The sequence below is a fragment of the Micromonospora sp. WMMA1996 genome, from assembly GCF_002573675.1.
Lineage (GTDB): Bacteria > Actinomycetota > Actinomycetes > Mycobacteriales > Micromonosporaceae > Micromonospora > Micromonospora sediminicola.
In genome coordinates this window covers 3,389,974-3,406,972 of the sequence record NZ_PDHU01000001.1, presented here as the reverse complement: position 1 = coordinate 3,406,972, position 16,999 = coordinate 3,389,974, and the positions used below count along the sequence as shown (strand labels likewise).

Below are 16,999 nucleotides of genomic sequence, written 5' to 3'. Positions count from 1 at the left end.
CGACGGCACGGGTGTCAAACGGGCGCCGACCCACCCGTGGCGTTGCACCCGAGCGGCTGGTCCACACGGTGCGCGACGAACACGAACTCCCGGCCGGGGCGGTCGGGCGCCTCCCGCACGTCTGTCACCCGGTAGCCGGTCGAGGTCAGGCTCGCCTCGACCTCGTCGCGGTCGCGGAACCGCAGCGTGGAGTCCGACGTGAGGGTCACGCCGTCGGTCAGGAACCGGTACGTGTACCGGAAGGACACCAGCGGCAGGTCGACCACGGTGACCTCGAGGCGCTGTTCCACCGGCCCGACGCCCGGCACGTCCCGGGTGACGGGCGCGGTGTCCGCCCACTCCTCCCAGGCGCGGCGCCCCGGGCGGCGGGTCTCGAACACGAGGTGACCGCCGGGGCGCAGCGCGGCGTGCACGCCCCGCAGGGTCCGCTCCCAGTCGTCGTCGGTGCGGAAGACCTGCGCCACGTTCCCGGTCATCGTGGCCAGGTCGGCGCGCAGCGGCGGCAGCGTGGTGGCGTCGCCGCGGATCCAGCGGACCCGGTCCGCGCCGTCCTTCGCCCGCGCGACGTCCAGCGACGCCTCGGCCGGGTCGACGCCCACGACGGTACGGCCGTGCCGGGCGAGCAGGAGGGCCAGGTTCCCGGTGCCGCACCCGAGGTCGAGCACCACGCGGGCGTCCAGCTCGTCGGCGATGGCGAGGTACGCGTCCAGGTCGTCCCGGTCGCCGTCGAACGCGTCGTAGACCGGCGCGAGTCGAGGATGGGTGAAGATCGCATCCGACATCCCGGCGACTGTATCCGCCGCCGGCCGCGACCGGGCGACGTCCGCGGCGTGCCGCTGGCGGGCTGTTAAGAAGGGGCCCTTCCTCTACCGGAGGCGTTAAGAAGGGGCCCTTCCTTACGCCCCCACCGAGCGGTACACCTCGAGCGTCTGCCGGGCGACCGCGTCCCAGGAGAAGTGCTCGACCGCCCGCCGCCGCCCCGCCGCGCCGAACGCGGCGATCCGGTCCGGGTCGGCCAGCAGCTCGTTCATCCGCGCCGCCAGGTCGGCCACGAAGCGCTCCGGGTCCAGCGGGGTGCCCGAGCCGTCGCCGGCCTGCTCGATCGGCACCAGCAGCCCGGTCTCGCCGTCCGCGACCACCTCGGGGATGCCGCCGGTGGCGGTGGCCACCACGGCCGTCTCGCAGGCCATCGCCTCCAGGTTGACGATGCCCATCGGCTCGTAGACGGACGGGCAGACGAAGATCGTGGCGTGCGTGAGCACCTGGATCACCTCGTGCTTGGGCAGCATGGCCGCCACCCAGACCACCCCCGAGCGCGTCGCCCGCAGCTCGGCGGCCAGCTCCTCCACCTCGGCGCCGATCTCCGGCGTGTCCGGCGCGCCGGCCAGCAGCACCAGCTGCGTGTCGGCGGGCAGCTCCCGGGCCGCCCGCAGCAGGTACGGCAGGCCCTTCTGCCGGGTGATCCGCCCGACGTAGACCACGCTGGGCCTCCCCGGGTCGATGCCGAGCCGGTCGAGCACGTCCGTGCCGTGGTCCGGGGCGTACTGCGCGGTGTCGATGCCGTTGTAGACCACCCGCACCCGGTCCGGGTTCACCGCCGGGTACGCGGTGAGCACGTCCCGCCGCATCCCCGCGCTCACCGCGACGATCGCGTCGGCGGCCTCGAACGCGGTCCGCTCGCACCAGGAGGAGAGCGCGTACCCGCCGCCGAGCTGCTCGGCCTTCCACGGGCGCAGCGGCTCCAGGCTGTGCGCGGTCACCACGTGCGGCACCCCGTGCAGCAGCTTGGCGGTGTGCCCGGCGAGGTTGGCGTACCAGGTGTGGCTGTGCACCACGTCGGTGCCGACGGCCCCGGCGGCCATCTCCAGGTCGACACCCATGACGCGCAGCGCCGCGTTCGCACCGGCCAGCGCGGCCGGCTCGGCGTACGCGGTGACGCCCGCCTCGTCCCGCGGCGCGCCGAAGCAGTGCACCCGCACGTCGGCGAGTCGGCGCAGCTCACGGGCCAGGTATTCCACGTGCACCCCGGCCCCGCCGTACACCTCCGGCGGGTATTCACGGGTGAGCAGGTCGACGCGCATCGGTGCCATGCCCGCACCCTAGTGCAGAGCGCCGGATCGCACCCGGTGCGCAAGTGTGGGCGTCCGAGTGGTGAAGTCGCGGCGGGGTGGATAGCGTCTGACCATGGCTGCCAAGGTGCTCGCGATCGTCCTGGCCGGCGGGGAGGGCAAGCGCCTGATGCCCCTGACCACCGACCGGGCGAAGCCGGCCGTCCCCTTCGGCGGGATGTACCGCATGGTCGACTTCGTCCTCTCCAACCTGGCGAACGCCGGCTTTCTCAAGATCGTCGTGCTGACCCAGTACAAGTCCCACTCGCTGGACCGTCACATCACCAAGACCTGGCGGATGTCGACGCTGCTCGGCAACTACGTCACCCCGGTGCCCGCCCAGCAGCGGCGCGGCCCGTGGTGGTTCGCCGGCTCGGCCGACGCCATCTACCAGAGTTTCAACCTGATCAACGACGAGCAGCCCGACCACGTGATCGTCTTCGGCGCCGACCACATCTACCGGATGGACCCCCGGCAGATGGTGGAGGACCACATCGCCTCCGGCGCCGGGGTGACAGTGGCCGGCATCCGCCAGCCGCTGTCGATGGCCGACCAGTTCGGCGTGATCGAGGTCGGCGAGGACGGCCGGCGGATCCGGGCGTTCCGCGAGAAGCCCACCGACGCGGTCGGGCTGCCCGACGCGCCGGACCAGATCTACGCCTCGATGGGCAACTACGTCTTCTCCACCCGGGCGCTCTGCGAGGCGGTCGAGCGCGACGCGGAGGACAAGACCAGCAAGCACGACATGGGCGGCAGCATCATCCCGATGCTGGTCGAGCGGGGCGAGGCCAACGTCTACGACTTCAAGGACAACGAGGTGCCGGGCAGCACCGACCGGGACCGCGGCTACTGGCGCGACGTCGGGACGCTCGACTCGTTCTACGACGCCCACATGGACCTGATCAACGTGCACCCGGTGTTCAACCTCTACAACTTCGACTGGCCGATCTACACCGAGCAGCCGCCGTACCCGCCGGCCAAGTTCGTGCACGCCTGGGGCGAGCGGGTCGGCCGGGCGGTCAGCTCGATGGTCTCGCCCGGCTCGGTGATCTCCGGCTCGCTGGTGGAGAACTCGATCGTGTCGCCGAAGGTGAAGGTCCACTCGTGGGCGCACGTGGACGGCGCCGTCCTGATGGAGGGTGTCGAGATCGGCCGGCACGCGGTCGTCCGCCGCGCGATCCTGGACAAGAACGTCTACGTTCCGGAAGGCGCCGAGATCGGCGTCGACCTGGAGAAGGACCGCCAGCGCTACACCGTGTCCGACAACGGCATCGTCGTCATCGGCAAGGGTCAGCGCGTCGAGCCCTGACCCGTCCCACCGGTCCCCGAGGAGGATCCCGTCGTGCCCCACCCCCGTGCCGGTAAGCCCGCCGAGCCCGCCGACCTGGTCGACGTGCCCCGGCTGGTCACCGCCTACTACGCCGAGCACCCCGACCCGAGCGACCCGGCGCAGCAGGTCTCCTTCGGCACGTCCGGGCACCGCGGGTCCAGCCTGCGCAACGCGTTCAACTCCGACCACATCCTCGCCGTGACCCAGGCGCTCTGCGACTACCGGCGGGAGCAGGGCCTCGACGGCCCGCTGTTCCTCGCCCGCGACACCCACGCGCTCTCCGCGCCCGCCGAGGCCGACGCGCTGGAGGTCCTCGCCGCCAACGAGGTCACCGTGCTGCGCGACAGCCGGGACGGCTACACGCCCACCCCGGCCCTGTCGCACGCCATCCTCACCCACAACCGGGGCCGCACCTCGGCCCTCGCCGACGGCATCGTCATCACCCCGTCGCACAACCCGCCGTCCGACGGCGGCTTCAAGTACAACCCCACCAACGGCGGCCCCGCCGACACCGACGTCACGAAGTGGATCCAGGACCGCGCGAACGCCATCCTCGCCGCCGGGCTCAAGGAGGTGAAGCGCATCCCGTACGCGCGGGCCCGCGCCGCCGACACCACCGGGGAGTACGACTTCCTCGCCCGCTACGTCGACGACCTGCCCGCCGCGCTGGACATCGACGCGATCCGGGACGCGGGGGTGCGCATCGGCGCCGACCCGATGGGCGGGGCGAGCGTCGCGTACTGGGGGGAGATCGCCGAGCGGCACCGCCTCGACCTCACCGTGATCAACCCGACCGTGGACCCCACCTGGCGGTTCATGACGCTGGACGGCGACGGCAAGATCCGGATGGACTGCTCGTCGCCGAACGCGATGGCCTCGCTGATCGCCGCCCGCGACCGGTTCGCGGTCTCCACCGGCAACGACGCCGACGCCGACCGGCACGGCATCGTCACCCCGGACGGCGGGCTGATGAACCCCAACCACTACCTGGCGGTGGCGATCGGCCACCTGTTCCGTACCCGGGATCAGTGGGGCCCGGCCGCGGCGGTGGGCAAGACGCTCGTCTCCTCCTCGATGATCGACCGGGTCGCGGCCGACCTGGGCCGGCCGCTGCTGGAGGTGCCGGTCGGCTTCAAGTGGTTCGTGCCCGGGCTGCTCGACGGCGCGGTCGGCTTCGGCGGCGAGGAGAGCGCCGGCGCGTCCTTCCTGCGCCGCGACGGCAGCACCTGGACCACCGACAAGGACGGCATCCTGCTCTGCCTGCTCGCCGCCGAGATCATCGCCACCACCGGGCGGACCCCGAGCGAGCACTGGGCCGACCTGGCCGACCGCTTCGGCGCCCCCGCGTACGCCCGGATCGACGCCCCGGCGGGCCGCGAGGAGAAGGCCGTCCTGGCCAAGCTCTCGCCGGAGCAGGTCACCGCCACCGAGCTGGCCGGCGAGCCGATCACCGCCGTCCTCACCACCGCGCCCGGCAACGGCGCCGCGATCGGTGGGCTGAAGGTGACCACCGAGTCGGGCTGGTTCGCCGCCCGGCCGTCGGGCACCGAGGACGTCTACAAGATCTACGCCGAGTCGTTCCAGGGCCCGGAGCACCTGGCCCGGATCCAGGAGGAGGCCAAGTCGCTGGTCGACGGCGTGCTCGGCGGCTGAGACGTCACCGGGGCGGGGGCAGCTCCCGGCGGTTGAGCTGCTCCCGCAACCCGTCCGGCAGCAGCTCGCGGAGCTGGTCGGGCAGCAGCGGCAGGTCCAGCAGGCTCAGCTTGAGCTGGTTACGCTCCTGATAGCGGCGCGGATCGAGGCGGACCACCCGACCGGCGTCCGGGACGTACCGGACGTGCACCGAACCCTCGGTCGCCGCCTCGCGGATCAGCAACCCGTCCATCTCCACCGCCACCGGCGCCGAGTCCGGCCGCAGCTCCAGGTGCACGCTCTCGTGCGGCGACAGCAGCACCGAGCGGGAGATCCCGGCCATCGGGGCCGACGGCGTCACCACCAGCGCCTCCGTCGCCGGCGAGATCAACGGCCCGCCGGCGGCGTAGCTGTACGCGGTCGAGCCGGTCGGCGTGCTCACCACCAGCGCGTCGCACCGGTAGTAGCCGTACCGCTGGCCGTCCACCGCCAGGGTGGCCGTGACGAAACCGGCGCCGGGCTGGCGGACCAGCGCGATGTCGTTGAACGCCACCACGTCGTCGCCGCACACGTCGCAGGCCAGGCAGGCGTGCGACTCGATGGTGAAGTCGCGCGCGACCAGGCGTTCCAGCGCCCGGGGCAGGTCCGGCGGCTCCACCTCGACCAGGAACCCCACCCGTCCCAGGTGCACCCCGAGCACCGGCTTCGGGTCGCGGACGGCCATCCGCAGCGCGCCCAGCATGGTGCCGTCGCCACCGATGCTGATCAGCGCGTCGCAGTGGTCGGCCAGGTCGCAGGCGGGCACCGCCTCCACCGAGGTCGGCACGCGGTGCCGGTCCTCGCAGCGGACGGCCAGGGTCTTGCCGTGCTGCGCCGCCCAGCGCGCGATCGTCCCCACCACCTCGGAGACGTCGCGGGTGGGGTGCAGCACCAGCCCGAACACATAGCCCGCCACCGGTACAGCTCACCACAGCGGCGCGTGGACCGTCGGGCTTACCGGACGGCACGACGCCGGGAAACGCCCCCCGAACAGGTGTTTTCCGTACCCAACCGTGGGCCAGGCTCGTTGGACGCGAGGTGGAGCGGGGGACGAGTGGAGAGTCGATGCATGTTGTGATCATGGCGGGCGGTGCGGGGGTTCGACTGCGTCCCTACACCTCCACGCTGCCGAAGCCACTCGTGCCGATCGGGGAGAGCTACGCGATCCTCGAGATCGTGCTGCGTCAGCTCGCCGACCGCGGCTTCAGCCACGTGACGCTGGCGATCAACCACCTCGGCGCGCTGATCCGGGCGTTCGTCGGCGACGGCTCCCGGTTCGGGCTGAACGTCGACTACGTCGAGGAGGACAAGCCGCTGTCGACCATCGGTCCGCTCTTCGGGATCCGGCACCGCCTGCCCGAGCACTTCCTGGTGATGAACGGCGACGTGCTCACCGATCTCGACTACGCCGACCTGCTGGCCACGCACGCCCGGTCGGGCGCGCCGCTGACGGTCGCCACCTACCGGCGCACCGTCAAGATCGACTTCGGGGTGCTGGAGCTGGCCGGCGACAAGATCACGTCGTTCGCCGAGAAGCCGGTCCTGCACTACCGGGTGAGCATGGGTGTCTACGGGCTCTCCCGGAGCACCATCGCCCACTACCCGGTCGGGCAGCCGTTCGGGTTCGACCAACTGGTGCTCGACCTGCTGGGCCGGGGGGAGCCGCCCGCCGGCTACGAGTTCGACGGCTACTGGCTCGACATCGGCCGCCCCGAGGACTACGACGAGGCCAACCGGTGCTTCGCCGACGTCCGGGACATGCTGCTGCCCGCCGGCGCGCCGACGCGGGCATGACCGGAGCACAGGCGCCCGACCGCCGTTACCGGCCGGTGACGGGATCCCCGCACCCGGGCGGTGCGGCCGCGCCGGCCACGACGAGGCGGCAGCCGGCGGGCTCGGTCCCCGGTCGGACAACCGGCGTTGCCCGGAAGGAACGCGCGAGATGGTGATGATCGGCAGCCGTGTCCCGACGGCCGTGGGCGGGCCGGGCGGGCAGGAGCGGCCACGGCCGCGAGCCACCGTGGCCTCGGTCGTGGTGCGGGCCGTCGTCGTGGTGGCGCTTCTCAACTTCGACCTGTTTCCGCGGCTGGTCGGCCGCGGGCTCCTGATCACCGCGGTGGTCCTGGCGGTTCCGTTGCTCCTGCACGAGGTGCTCAGCCGGCCGTCCCGGGCGAGGGTGGTGCTGTTCTGGGTGTTGGCGACCTTCGGGATCCTGGCCCTGCCGCCGATCCTCGAGCCGCCTCAGACGGAGTACGGCCAGCAGAAGTTCGTCCTCCTGGTGACCCTGACGCTGTTCGCCGCGCTGGCGGTCGCGGTGCTGCGGGGGCGACGGGACGTCGACGCCTTCGCCGCGGTCTTCGTGGTGTCGGGTCTGGTGCTCGCGGTCGCCGCCCTGGTCGGTGATCCGGAGAACGGCCGGGCGACCGGGTTCGGTGCCAATCCGATCTGGGTCGCGCGGGCGATCGGTGGCGCCATCGTGGCGCTCACCTGGCTGTACCTGCAGAAACGTCTGTCCGTGTGGTGGGCCGCGGGCGCGGGGACGCTGCTCCTTCTCGGCCTGTTCGCGACCGGCTCCCGAGGGCCGCTGCTCGCGGCGGTGGTGGCCCTCTTCGTCCTCGTGCTCGCCGGGCTCCGGCTGAAGATCCGACGGACCCGACGCGAATGGGTCGGCCTGGCGCTGATGGGTGCTCTGGTGTTGACCGTGATCGCCCTGCCGTCGTTGCTGCCCCCGAGGGTGTACGCCTTCGTGGTCGACCCGAGCGAGGAGTTGCACGGCAGTGCGCGTGCCGCGATGCGCGACGTGACCCTACCGATGATCGCCGAGCACCCCGGCGGCGTCGGTTTCGGCAACTGGAGCTACTACGCCGACATGCCGGTGCACAACTACCCGCACAATCTGTGGCTCGAGCTACCGGCGGAGTCGGGTTGGTGGGTGGCCGGCGCCTTCGCCCTGGCCGTCGTGGTGGTGGCCGTCGGCCTCTGGCGGTCGAGCCGGCGGGACGCCGCGGCCGGGTTCGCCCTCGCCCTGGTGACGTTCTACGCGGTCGCGGTCTCGACGTCCGGCGACGTCAACGGCGACCGTCCCCTGTTCGCCGCGCTGGCCCTCGGAGTGCTCGTCCTGGCCGGAGCGACCCGGACGACCCCGTCCCGACGCGCCGGCGAGCAACCGGCCCGGCACTCGGCCACCGGTCGTGCCGACGCCTCGCGATTCCTCGTACCGACCTCGAGGGAGGCCGGGGCGCGTCCGCGGACCGGACCGTCGAAGGCCGCCGGGTGAGGTGGCGGACCTCCGCACGGCCGACGCTGTCGGCGGGCCGGCGCGGGGTCATCAGCGTCGCCGCCGGATCCGCGGGCGGGCAACTTCTCGCCCTGGCGGCTGCGCCGCTGCTGGCCCGGCTCTATCGCCCGGCTGACTTCGGCCACCTCACCGTCGTCACCGCGTTGGCGGTCACCGTCGGCACGGTGGCGGCGCTCCGGTTCGAGATGGCGATCCCGTTGGCCGAGCGGGATGGCGTCGCCCGCGCGCTGGTGACTCTCGGGCTCGTCGCGGTGTGCGCGACCGGGGGCCTGGGAGCGGTCCTGGTGCTGCTGGCGGGCGACGAGGTGGCCCGGTGGTTCGACCAGCCGGAGCTGGCGCCCTGGCTGTGGGTGGTCCCGCCCTCCGCCGCGGCGATGGGTGTGGTCCTCGTGCTCAACCAACTCGCCGTCCGGCATCGTCGGTACGGGGCGATCGGACGGCGCAACCTGTTCCAGTCAGCCGGGGTCGTGGTCACGCAGATCGTGGCCGGAGTGGCGGGTCTGCGTACCGGCGGACTGACACTCGGCTTCGGGTTCGGTCAGGTGGTGGCCGCCGTCGTCCTCCTCCGGGACGCCGGTCGGCGTGGCGCGGCGGCACCGGCGGACCACAGGCCGCGGCTGTTGGCGGTGGCCCGCCGGTATCGACGGTTTCCGCTTCTCATGGCTCCGTCCGGTCTGCTCAACATCCTCGGTACCCAGCTGCCCGTCCTGCTCATCGCGTTCTGGTACGGGAGCACCGTCGCCGGTTGGTTGGGGCTGACCCAGCGTGTGATCGCGATGCCCGCCGCCCTGGTGGCCTCTGCCGTCGCCCAGGTCTATCTGGCGGAGATCGCCCGGACCGCCCGCGAGGCACCCGCCGGGAGCCGGAGGGTCTTCGTGAGCGCGAGCCGGAAGCTGGCGCTGATCGCTGCCGTCAGCGCGCTCGCCGTCGTGGTCGGCGCGCCGATGGCGTTCTCCCTGATATTCGGGCCGCAGTGGCACAGCAGCGGCAGCTTCGCCCAGGCCATGGCCGTCTTCATGGCCGCTCAGTTCATCGCGTCCCCGCTCTCGCAGACGTTGGTCGTGTTCGAGCGTCAGGGGCTGCAACTCGCCTGGGACGTCGGTCGTCTGGTCGCGGTCGCGGGAACGGTTTCGTTGGTGGCGCTGCTCGGCGGCTCTCCGCTGACCGCGATCTGGGCGTTCGGCGTCGCCGGCGCCCTGGCGTACGGCGTCGGCTGGCTGATGTCGCTCCGGGTCGTGACGGTGGCCAGTCGGGCCGGGCGTGAGTCGCGTTCCGCGCCCCAGCTCGTGTCACAGAGTTGAGGTGTCTCGGCGCGGCAGCTTGACCTTCTTGCCATGTCTTCACCTGAGAAGGCTCGTTGATCCTTTGCACGACCAGAAAGGAGTGTGCCGAGATGCGGTGCTCTCACCATGACTTGTCGGAGTGCGGATCGTGACCGATACACACGCGGATTCCGGAACGACGCGGCGCCTGCTGATCGTGTCCTATCACTTTCCACCCGCGGAGACGGTCGGTGCCCGAAGGCCCGCGGCCCTGGCCGCCTTCGCTCACCAGCACGGTTGGGACGTGCGGGTGTTGACCGCCATCGGCGCGGACCAGGGTGGCGAACGGACCCCACTGCCCGAGGCGCAGGTGATCCGCGCTCTGCCCGCACCCCGGATTCCCCGACCCACCTCGACGGCGGCCGCACCGCCGGACGGCGGTTCCGCCGGACGCACGCCGCCACTGCGCCGGCTCCGGGCCGGAGTGAACCGCGCGCTCGTGCGGGCCGGTCTGGAGGTCCTCGTCCCCGACGCGCAGGTCAACTGGATCCGTCCGGCCGTGCGCGCGTTCCGTCAGGCCGCGGACGGGTGGCGGCCCGACGTCGTGCTGGTGTCGGGGCCGCCGTTCTCCGGCTTCCTGGTCGCGGCGTCGATCGCCCGGCGGTTGCGCGTGCCCTGGGTCGCCGACTACCGGGACCTCTGGTCCGTCGGGAACGAGTACTGGGTGCGGTCGGCGCCGCGCCGGGCGGTCGACGAGCGCCTGGAGCGACGCGTCCTGCGGTCGGTGACGACCTGCGTGACCGTGTCGGAGCCGCTGGCGGAGACGGTCCGGCGGACGTTCGGCGTGGACACCCGCGTGGTGATGAACGGCATCGACCGCAGGCCCGTGCCGGCGGAGTCCGCCCACGCCGGGGCGCTCGGTGACAGTCGGGGGCGCGCCACGTTGACGCTGGCGCACACCGGATACGTCTACCCGGGACGCCGTGACCCCGGTCCGCTGCTCGACGCGATCGCCCTGCTCGGGCCGGATGCCGCCCGGGTGCACGTGGTCTTCGCCGGGGTGGATCACGGGATCGTCCGCGCCGCCGTCGAGCGCGCCGGGGTGGCCGACTCGGTCACCCTCCTCGGGCAGGTCTCGCAGGAGAAGTCCTGGCGCGTCCAGGCGGACGCCGACGCGCTCGTCCTGCTCATGTGGAACGACCCCCGCGACGCCGGCACCGTCACCGGCAAGATCTTCGACTACCTCCAGGCCCGGCGTCCCATCCTGCTGCTCGGGTACGAGGGCGGGGTGGCGGCGAAGCTGCTGCGCGACCGTGGCGCCGGGGTCGTGCACAACGAACCGGCCATGATCGCGGCCCAGCTGCGGGAGTGGCTCGACGTCAAGGAGCGGACAGGCCGGTTGCCGGTCGTGCCGGCCACCGCGACCGACGGCCTGTTCCGCGAGGACCAGCTCGGCCCCTACCTGCAGATCCTCCGGGAGGCCGCGGACGGGAAGGCCCGCCGCCGGCAGCCCGTCTGATCCGCTGCGCGTCCCGACGGACGTCACGCTGGCCGCCGGCGACGCGGTCGACCTGGCCACGGCGGCCTCGGCGCGAACGCTCCCCGCACCGCCACGGTGCGGGGAGCGTTTCTTTTCGTCTTCCGGCGTCGTCGCGTCCGGGCGACCGTGGGCGGCGCGTTCGGGTCGCGCCCGGACGGTCAGCTCCGCGGGGCGCTCGGCAGGTTGTGTGCCGCCGGACCGACGGACCGGCCGGCGACCGCGAGCCAGGCCCGCCGTTCCGCGTCCAGGTCGACCGTCCGGGCCCGCGCGGTGGCCGAGGCGCCGGTGCCGACGAGCACCGCCCGGGCGGTGCGCAGGAGGATCCGCAGGTCCAGCCCGAGTGACCGCTCCCGGACGTAGCGGACGTCCAGCTCGAGCCGCTCATCCCAGGTCAGGCCGTTGCGCCCGCTGATCTGCACCAGACCGGTGAGGCCCGGACGGACCAGGAACCGCTGCCGTTCGCGCTCGGTGTACCAGGGGTCGTACTGGCGCACCAGGGGACGGGGGCCGACCAGGCTCAGGTCGCCGCGCAGCACGTTCCACAGCTGCGGCAGCTCGTCGATGCTGAGCCGTCGCAACAGCCGGCCCGTCGGTGGGCAGCGGACCGCGTCGGGCAGCAGCTCGCCGTCCGCGTCCCGGTCGTCGGTCATCGTGCGCAGCTTGTAGATCCGGAACGGTCGCCCGTGCCGCCCGGTGCGTTCCTGCACGAACAGGACCGGTGCGCCGATCCGGAGCAGCACCGCCAGCATGGCGGCCGCCAGGAGCGGCGCGGTCAGGACGAGCGCCAGGACGGCGACGGTCAGGTCGACGGCGCGCTTGGCCGCCTCGTCGCCGCGCGGACCGAGCAGGCGGGTGCGGCCCATGGCGCTCATCGTGTGACCCCCGTGCGGATGGGCTCGCCGACCCGACCGCGTCGGGCGGCGGCGGCTCGCTCCAGGATGGAGACCACCTCACGGGCGGCCGGACGATGATCGAAGTGCCGGACGGCGAGTTCCCGGGCCCGGATGCCGCGGGACGCCAGCGTGCCGGCGCGGAACTCCGCGTACGCGGCGCTCAGGGCGGCGGCCAGCGCGGACGGGTCGTCGCGTGGCACCACCCAGCCCGAGTCTGCGGTCACCGTCTCCGGCAGTCCGCCCGCGTCGCTGACCACGCTCGGCACCGCCATCGCGCTCGCCTCCACCGAGGCGCCGTGTCCCTCCGACAGGGACGGACTGACGCTGAGGTCGGCCGCCTGGTAGTGCAGGCGGACGTCGTCGACGGAGTCGAACCAGGTGACGGTGGGGTCGTCGGCGACGCCGTACCGGTCGATCAGGTCTCGGCGCAGGCGCTGCGCCTCGTCGCCGAGGCCGCCCCCGACGAGCATGAGGTGGGCCTGGGGCGCGGCGGTCCGGAAGCGGCGCCAGGCCTCCAGCAGGACGTCGTGTCCCTTGATCGGTCGGCCGCGCGCCACCAGTCGCTTCGCCGGATAGACGTAGGCGACCATGAGGACGAGCAGCACGTCCTCGGCGACGCCGAGGTCGGCCCGCGCCTTGGCGCGCTGCTCACGCCGCGCCCGCTCGACCGCCCGGGCGTTCACCACCGGTTCGTGGTCCTCGCCGGGCACCGGGCTGAGGCGGGAGGTGTCGATGCCGCAGGTGACCACGGGGCGGCGGGGGGTCGGTACGCCGAGGGCCGCGTAGCACCGCGAGGTGTAGGCGGTGCCGCAGACGATGACGTCGTCCAGCCGCCAGAGCCGGCGCTCGACCCGGCGGATCAGCGGGGACTCCAGGAACAGCGGGCCGACCACGGTGTGCACCCGGGTCAGCGGCAGGCCCAGGCTGGCGAGTCGACCCGCCAGGGTGGCCGCGTACAGGTGGTAGTTGAGGACGTCCGGTCGCAGCCGACGGAGCAGTCGGCGCAGCTGCCACAGGCCGCGCAGGGTGGTGAGGTCGGGGCGGAACCGGAACGAGAACGGTGAGTCGACGGTCCGGATGCCGTGCTCGGCGAGGCGCCGGGTGAGCTTGCCGTCGCCGGGCGGGAGCACGACCACGACCTCGTGACCCCGCTCCGCCATGGCGCGGGCCGGCTGGACGATCCAGATCCCGCCCTCGTTCGTTTTGACCAGTATGACGATCCGCAGGGCAGGCGCGTCCTGCCTCGGGGAGGGCGGGTCGGCGTCAGGTCTGCTCACGTCACGGGCCTCCAGCCAGTCGATAAAACGGCCGATAACCGTTGTATCAGCATGTGTGGCGGCTATTTGGGATTTCCGGACTTTAATGGCCGGTCGACCCACGGGGGAGGAGACCGGACGGGCGTGACCGGGGAGGCGCGCGGCTATTTCGGCGAAAAACGCGCAACCGGACCATCTCGGCGGCGTTGACCTGGCGTACCGACTGTCGTCCGGCCACTCGACCGGACCGCTGTGAGCCGACCCGAGGGAGGCGCCCGTGGGCGAGTCGAACCGCGCCCCGATACTCCGCACGCCGTTGCCCCGCACGCCGCGGGTGCCGGCATGAGTACGGTCCTGCTGTTCGGAGCCAACGGATTCCTGGGTCGACACGTGCGGGCCGCGCTGGCGCCGCACGCGTCCCTCGTCTGTCCGGGCCGCGCCGACTGCGATCTGCTGACCACCGGAGTCGCGCCGCTCACCGACCTGGTCCGGGACGTGCGCCCGACCGTGGTGGTCAACTGCACCGGTCGTCTCGACGGCAGCGCGGAGCAGCTGCTCCAGGCGCACGCCCTGGTCACGGCCCGGCTCGTCGACGCGGTGGCCCACGCCGCCCCCGGCGCCCGGCTGGTGCGACTCGGCTCCGCCGGCGAGTACGGGCAGGTGCCGGTCGGCCGGTCGGTGTCCGAGTCCGACCCGGCCCGACCGCTCGGCGCGTACGGGCTCAGTCACCTCACCGCCACCCGGCTCATGGAGCTGGCGACCGACCGGCTCGATGCCGTGGTGCTGCGGGTGTTCAACCCGGTCGGCCCCGGCCTGCCGGCCACGGGTGTGCTCGGACGGGTGGCGCGGCTGCTCGCGGACGCGATGCGGTCCGGAGCCCACCGGATCGAGGTGGGCCCGCTCGACGCGTACCGGGACTTCGTGGACGTGCGGGACGTCGCTCTCGCGGTCCGGGCCGCCGTGCTCGCCCCGACGCTGCCCCGGGTCGTCTACAACATCGGCAGCGGCGTCGCCGTGCCGGTCCGGGAGGTGGTGCACGCCCTCGCCGCCGAGGCGGGCTTCGCCGGCCCGGTGTCGGAGACGTCACCTGCTCCCGGCGCCGAGCGTTCGGCGGGCGTGCCCTGGATCCGGGCCGACGTCACCGCGGCCCGGCAGGACCTGGGCTGGTCGCCGATGCTCGACCTCGCTGAGACCGTCCGTGCCGTCTGGACCGAGGCGTCGGACGACCTTTCTCTCACCTCCTCGAAGGGATGATCGTGTACCGCAGAATCGGAATCGTCGGGCTTGGCTACGTCGGTGTGACGCTCGCCGCCGCGTTGGCGGACAAGGGTTACCGGGTGCACGGGGTGGACGCCCAGCCCCGGGTCCGGCAGGCGTTGCGCGCGGGGCGTCCGCATCTGTACGAGCCCGGCGTGGAGGAGGTGTTCGCCCGGCACGTGGGGCGGACCCTGCTGGTGGACGAGCACCTCCCGGCCGAGGTGGACGCCGTCGTGCTCTGTGTCTCCACCCCGGTCGACGAGGACACCCACGAGCCCCGGTTGGAGAACCTGGCCGAGGCGGCGGCGTACGTCGCACGGACCTGCCGGCCCGGCACCCTGGTCGTGGTGCGGAGCACCGTGCCGGTGGGCACCACCAGGCGGGTCGTGCTGCCCGTGCTGACCGAGGCGTGGGGTGCCGACGTCCGGCTGGTCATGGCGCCGGAGCGGACCATCCAGGGTCAGGCGTTGCGGGAACTGGTCGAGCTGCCGCAGGTGGTCGGTGGGCTGGACGACGCCAGCGTCGAGGCGGGACAGGCGTTCCTCGGCGGGCTCGTCCGCCAGCTCGTGCCGGTGTCCAGCCTCGAGGCGGCGGAGCTGGTGAAGCTCGCCAACAACTGCCACACGGATCTGATCTACTCGTTCGGCAACGAACTGGCGCTGATCGCCGGACGACACGGCCTCGATCCGCTGGAGGTGATCGCCGCCGCCAACGCCGACTACCCCCGACCCGACCTGGCCCGGCCGGGTTACGTCGGCGGCGGATGCCTGTCCAAGGACCCGTACCTGATGATCGCGAGCGCGCAGGCGGAGCCGCCGTTCCTGGTCGGCCCCGCGCGCCGGCTCAACGAGCACCTGCCGGCGCACGTCGCCGGCGAGGTCGTCGAGCTGGTCCGGCAGGCCCACGGCTCCACCCGGGACGTCAAGCTCGCCGTGCTGGGCTGGGCCTACAAGGGCTGGCCGCCCACCGACGACATGCGAGGCGCCCCGGTCGTCGCGATGCTCGGGACCTTCCGAGCGGCCGGAATGACCGTCCTCGGCCACGATCCGATGGTGGCGGCCGAGGTGATCCGCGATCTGGGCGCCGAGCCGATCAGCCTGGACAAGGCGTTCGCGGACTCGGACGCGGTGCTGGTCCTGACCGACCACCCGGACTACCGGGCCCTTCCGGTGGGGTCACTGCTCGCCGGCACGCCGGTGCGGCTGGTCTTCGACTCGTGGCGGATCCTCGACGAGGCGGCCGTCCGGACGGCCGGCGTCCGCTACGCCGGGATCGGCTACCGGGCGCCCGACTCGCCCGCCCGGCTGGAGCGGGAGGTGTCCGCCTGATGCGCGCACTGATTCTGGGCGGCGCCGGCTTCATCGGTCTGCACCTGGCGGAACGCCTGGTCGAGGACGGCCACCGCGTGGTCCTGGTCGACGACTTCTCCCGGGGCCGCGCCGACGAGCGGCTGTCCGCACTCGGCCGGAACCCGTCGGTCGAGGTCCGCTCGGCGGATCTGACCACCGAGTCGGCCTGGAAGACGCTGCCCCGGGACGTGGACCAGGTCTACCTGCTCGCCGCGGTGGTCGGGGTCCGCAACGTCGAGGCCGATCCCACCCGGGTGCTCCGGGTCAACACCCTGACCGCGCTTCACCTGGTCGACTGGGTGCGCCCCGGACACCAGATCTTCTTCAGTTCCACCAGCGAGGTGTACGCGGGCGGGGTGGACGCCGGCGTGGTCCCGGTTCCCACCGCCGAGGACGTGCCCCTGATGATCGCCGACGTGAAGTCGCCCCGATTGGCCTACGCGGTCAGCAAGCTCACCGGTGAGGCGTTGGTGCTGCACGGCGCCCGCGCCCGGGGCGCGACCGCCGTGGTCGGTCGGTTCCACAACGTGTACGGGCCGCGGATGGGAAGCGACCACGTCATCCCCGAGATGGCCCTGCGCGCGCTCTCCGGCGAGGACCCCTTCCGGGTCTGGGGCGCCGACCAGTACCGCGCGTTCTGCCACGTGGACGACGCCGTCGAGGCGGTCGTCCGACTGATGGCGACCCCGGCGGCCGACGGCGAGATCGTGCATCTCGGCAACGACCGGGAGGAGACCAACATCGCCGACCTGGCCCGGCTCGTCCTCTCCATGGCCGACAGCACGGCGTCGATCCAGGTGCTGCCCGCGCCCGCGCGTTCCGTGCACCGGCGTCGGCCCGACCTCGGCAAACTGCGTCGACTGACCGGCTACGAACCCGCGGTGCCGCTCGTCGAGGGCGTCCGGCGGACCTTCGAGTGGTACCGGGACCAGCCGGCCACGACCGGCGCCGGCTCACCCCGCGCGGCCGCTCCGGCGAGCCGCTGACCGGCGACGCCCGGTTCAGGCGACGACGCCAGAACGGATGGTCCCCGTC

The 16,999-nt window shown here is 72.8% G+C and carries 14 protein-coding genes; 9 read left to right on the top strand and 5 right to left on the bottom strand.

All coding sequences use genetic code 11. The annotated features are described in order from the left end of the window. Positions 1-14 precede the first annotated feature (14 nt). Together COO58_RS15575 and glgA are read right to left on the bottom strand one after the other, a co-directional pair. Entirely contained in the window at positions 15-782 is a 768-nt protein-coding gene (locus COO58_RS15575; protein ID WP_091578541.1) for a class I SAM-dependent methyltransferase, read from the bottom strand. 114 nt (positions 783-896) lie between these two features. Beyond that, positions 897-2,090, bottom strand: a complete 1,194-nt coding sequence (gene glgA, locus COO58_RS15570; RefSeq protein ID WP_098745478.1) for a glycogen synthase — start codon at positions 2,088-2,090, stop codon at positions 897-899. 94 nt (positions 2,091-2,184) lie between these two features. On the opposite strand from glgA, the gene glgC reads away from it, so the two are divergent. Both glgC and pgm read left to right on the top strand, forming a co-directional pair. Continuing rightward, the gene (gene glgC / locus COO58_RS15565) at positions 2,185-3,417 is read left to right on the top strand and encodes a glucose-1-phosphate adenylyltransferase (RefSeq protein ID WP_091578535.1); all 1,233 of its coding nucleotides are present in this window, start codon (positions 2,185-2,187) and stop codon (positions 3,415-3,417) included. Positions 3,418-3,450: 33 nt separating this feature from the next. After that, the gene (gene pgm / locus COO58_RS15560; protein ID WP_098745476.1) at positions 3,451-5,091 is read left to right on the top strand and encodes a phosphoglucomutase (alpha-D-glucose-1,6-bisphosphate-dependent); all 1,641 of its coding nucleotides are present in this window, start codon (positions 3,451-3,453) and stop codon (positions 5,089-5,091) included. 4 nt (positions 5,092-5,095) lie between these two features. On the opposite strand, the gene COO58_RS15555 is transcribed toward pgm, so the two are convergent. Continuing rightward, complete coding sequence (locus COO58_RS15555) at positions 5,096-6,025, bottom strand: NAD(+)/NADH kinase (RefSeq protein WP_091578530.1); 930 nt, start codon at positions 6,023-6,025, stop codon at positions 5,096-5,098. A 149-nt stretch (positions 6,026-6,174) separates the two neighbouring features. On the opposite strand from COO58_RS15555, the gene COO58_RS15550 reads away from it, so the two are divergent. From COO58_RS15550 to COO58_RS15535, 4 genes are all read left to right on the top strand, one after another. After that, positions 6,175-6,903, top strand: a complete 729-nt coding sequence (locus COO58_RS15550; RefSeq protein WP_091578527.1) for a sugar phosphate nucleotidyltransferase — start codon at positions 6,175-6,177, stop codon at positions 6,901-6,903. A 226-nt stretch (positions 6,904-7,129) separates the two neighbouring features. Beyond that, complete coding sequence (locus COO58_RS15545) at positions 7,130-8,386, top strand: O-antigen ligase (RefSeq protein ID WP_141561899.1); 1,257 nt, start codon at positions 7,130-7,132, stop codon at positions 8,384-8,386. After that, complete coding sequence (locus COO58_RS15540) at positions 8,383-9,708, top strand: lipopolysaccharide biosynthesis protein (protein ID WP_176558820.1); 1,326 nt, start codon at positions 8,383-8,385, stop codon at positions 9,706-9,708. Before COO58_RS15545 ends, COO58_RS15540 begins: the two co-directional genes overlap by 4 nt. Before the next feature lie 121 nt (positions 9,709-9,829). After that, on the top strand, positions 9,830-11,188 hold the full coding sequence (locus COO58_RS15535) for a glycosyltransferase (RefSeq protein WP_091578518.1): 1,359 nt from the start codon (positions 9,830-9,832) through the stop codon (positions 11,186-11,188). A gap of 179 nt (positions 11,189-11,367) precedes the next feature. On the opposite strand, the gene COO58_RS15530 is transcribed toward COO58_RS15535, so the two are convergent. Both COO58_RS15530 and COO58_RS15525 read right to left on the bottom strand, forming a co-directional pair. Then, positions 11,368-12,072, bottom strand: a complete 705-nt coding sequence (locus COO58_RS15530; RefSeq protein ID WP_091578515.1) for a sugar transferase — start codon at positions 12,070-12,072, stop codon at positions 11,368-11,370. A 5-nt stretch (positions 12,073-12,077) separates the two neighbouring features. Next, a complete protein-coding gene (locus COO58_RS15525; protein ID WP_255292633.1) occupies positions 12,078-13,379 on the bottom strand; it encodes a glycosyltransferase in 1,302 nt (433 codons plus the stop codon). 321 nt (positions 13,380-13,700) lie between these two features. Between COO58_RS15525 and COO58_RS15520 the strand changes: the two genes are divergently transcribed. Genes COO58_RS15520 through COO58_RS15510 form a run of 3 tightly spaced genes read left to right on the top strand, consistent with a single transcriptional unit; the run spans position 13,701 to position 16,950 of the window. Continuing rightward, positions 13,701-14,612, top strand: coding sequence for an NAD(P)-dependent oxidoreductase (locus tag COO58_RS15520; protein ID WP_098745473.1), 912 nt, complete (start codon positions 13,701-13,703; stop codon positions 14,610-14,612). Positions 14,613-14,614: 2 nt separating this feature from the next. Then, positions 14,615-15,943, top strand: a complete 1,329-nt coding sequence (locus tag COO58_RS15515; protein WP_255292632.1) for a nucleotide sugar dehydrogenase — start codon at positions 14,615-14,617, stop codon at positions 15,941-15,943. Then, on the top strand, positions 15,943-16,950 hold the full coding sequence (locus COO58_RS15510; protein WP_091578507.1) for an NAD(P)-dependent oxidoreductase: 1,008 nt from the start codon (positions 15,943-15,945) through the stop codon (positions 16,948-16,950). The genes COO58_RS15515 and COO58_RS15510 overlap by 1 nt, the downstream gene beginning before the upstream one ends. The last annotated feature ends 49 nt before the right edge of the window (positions 16,951-16,999 follow it).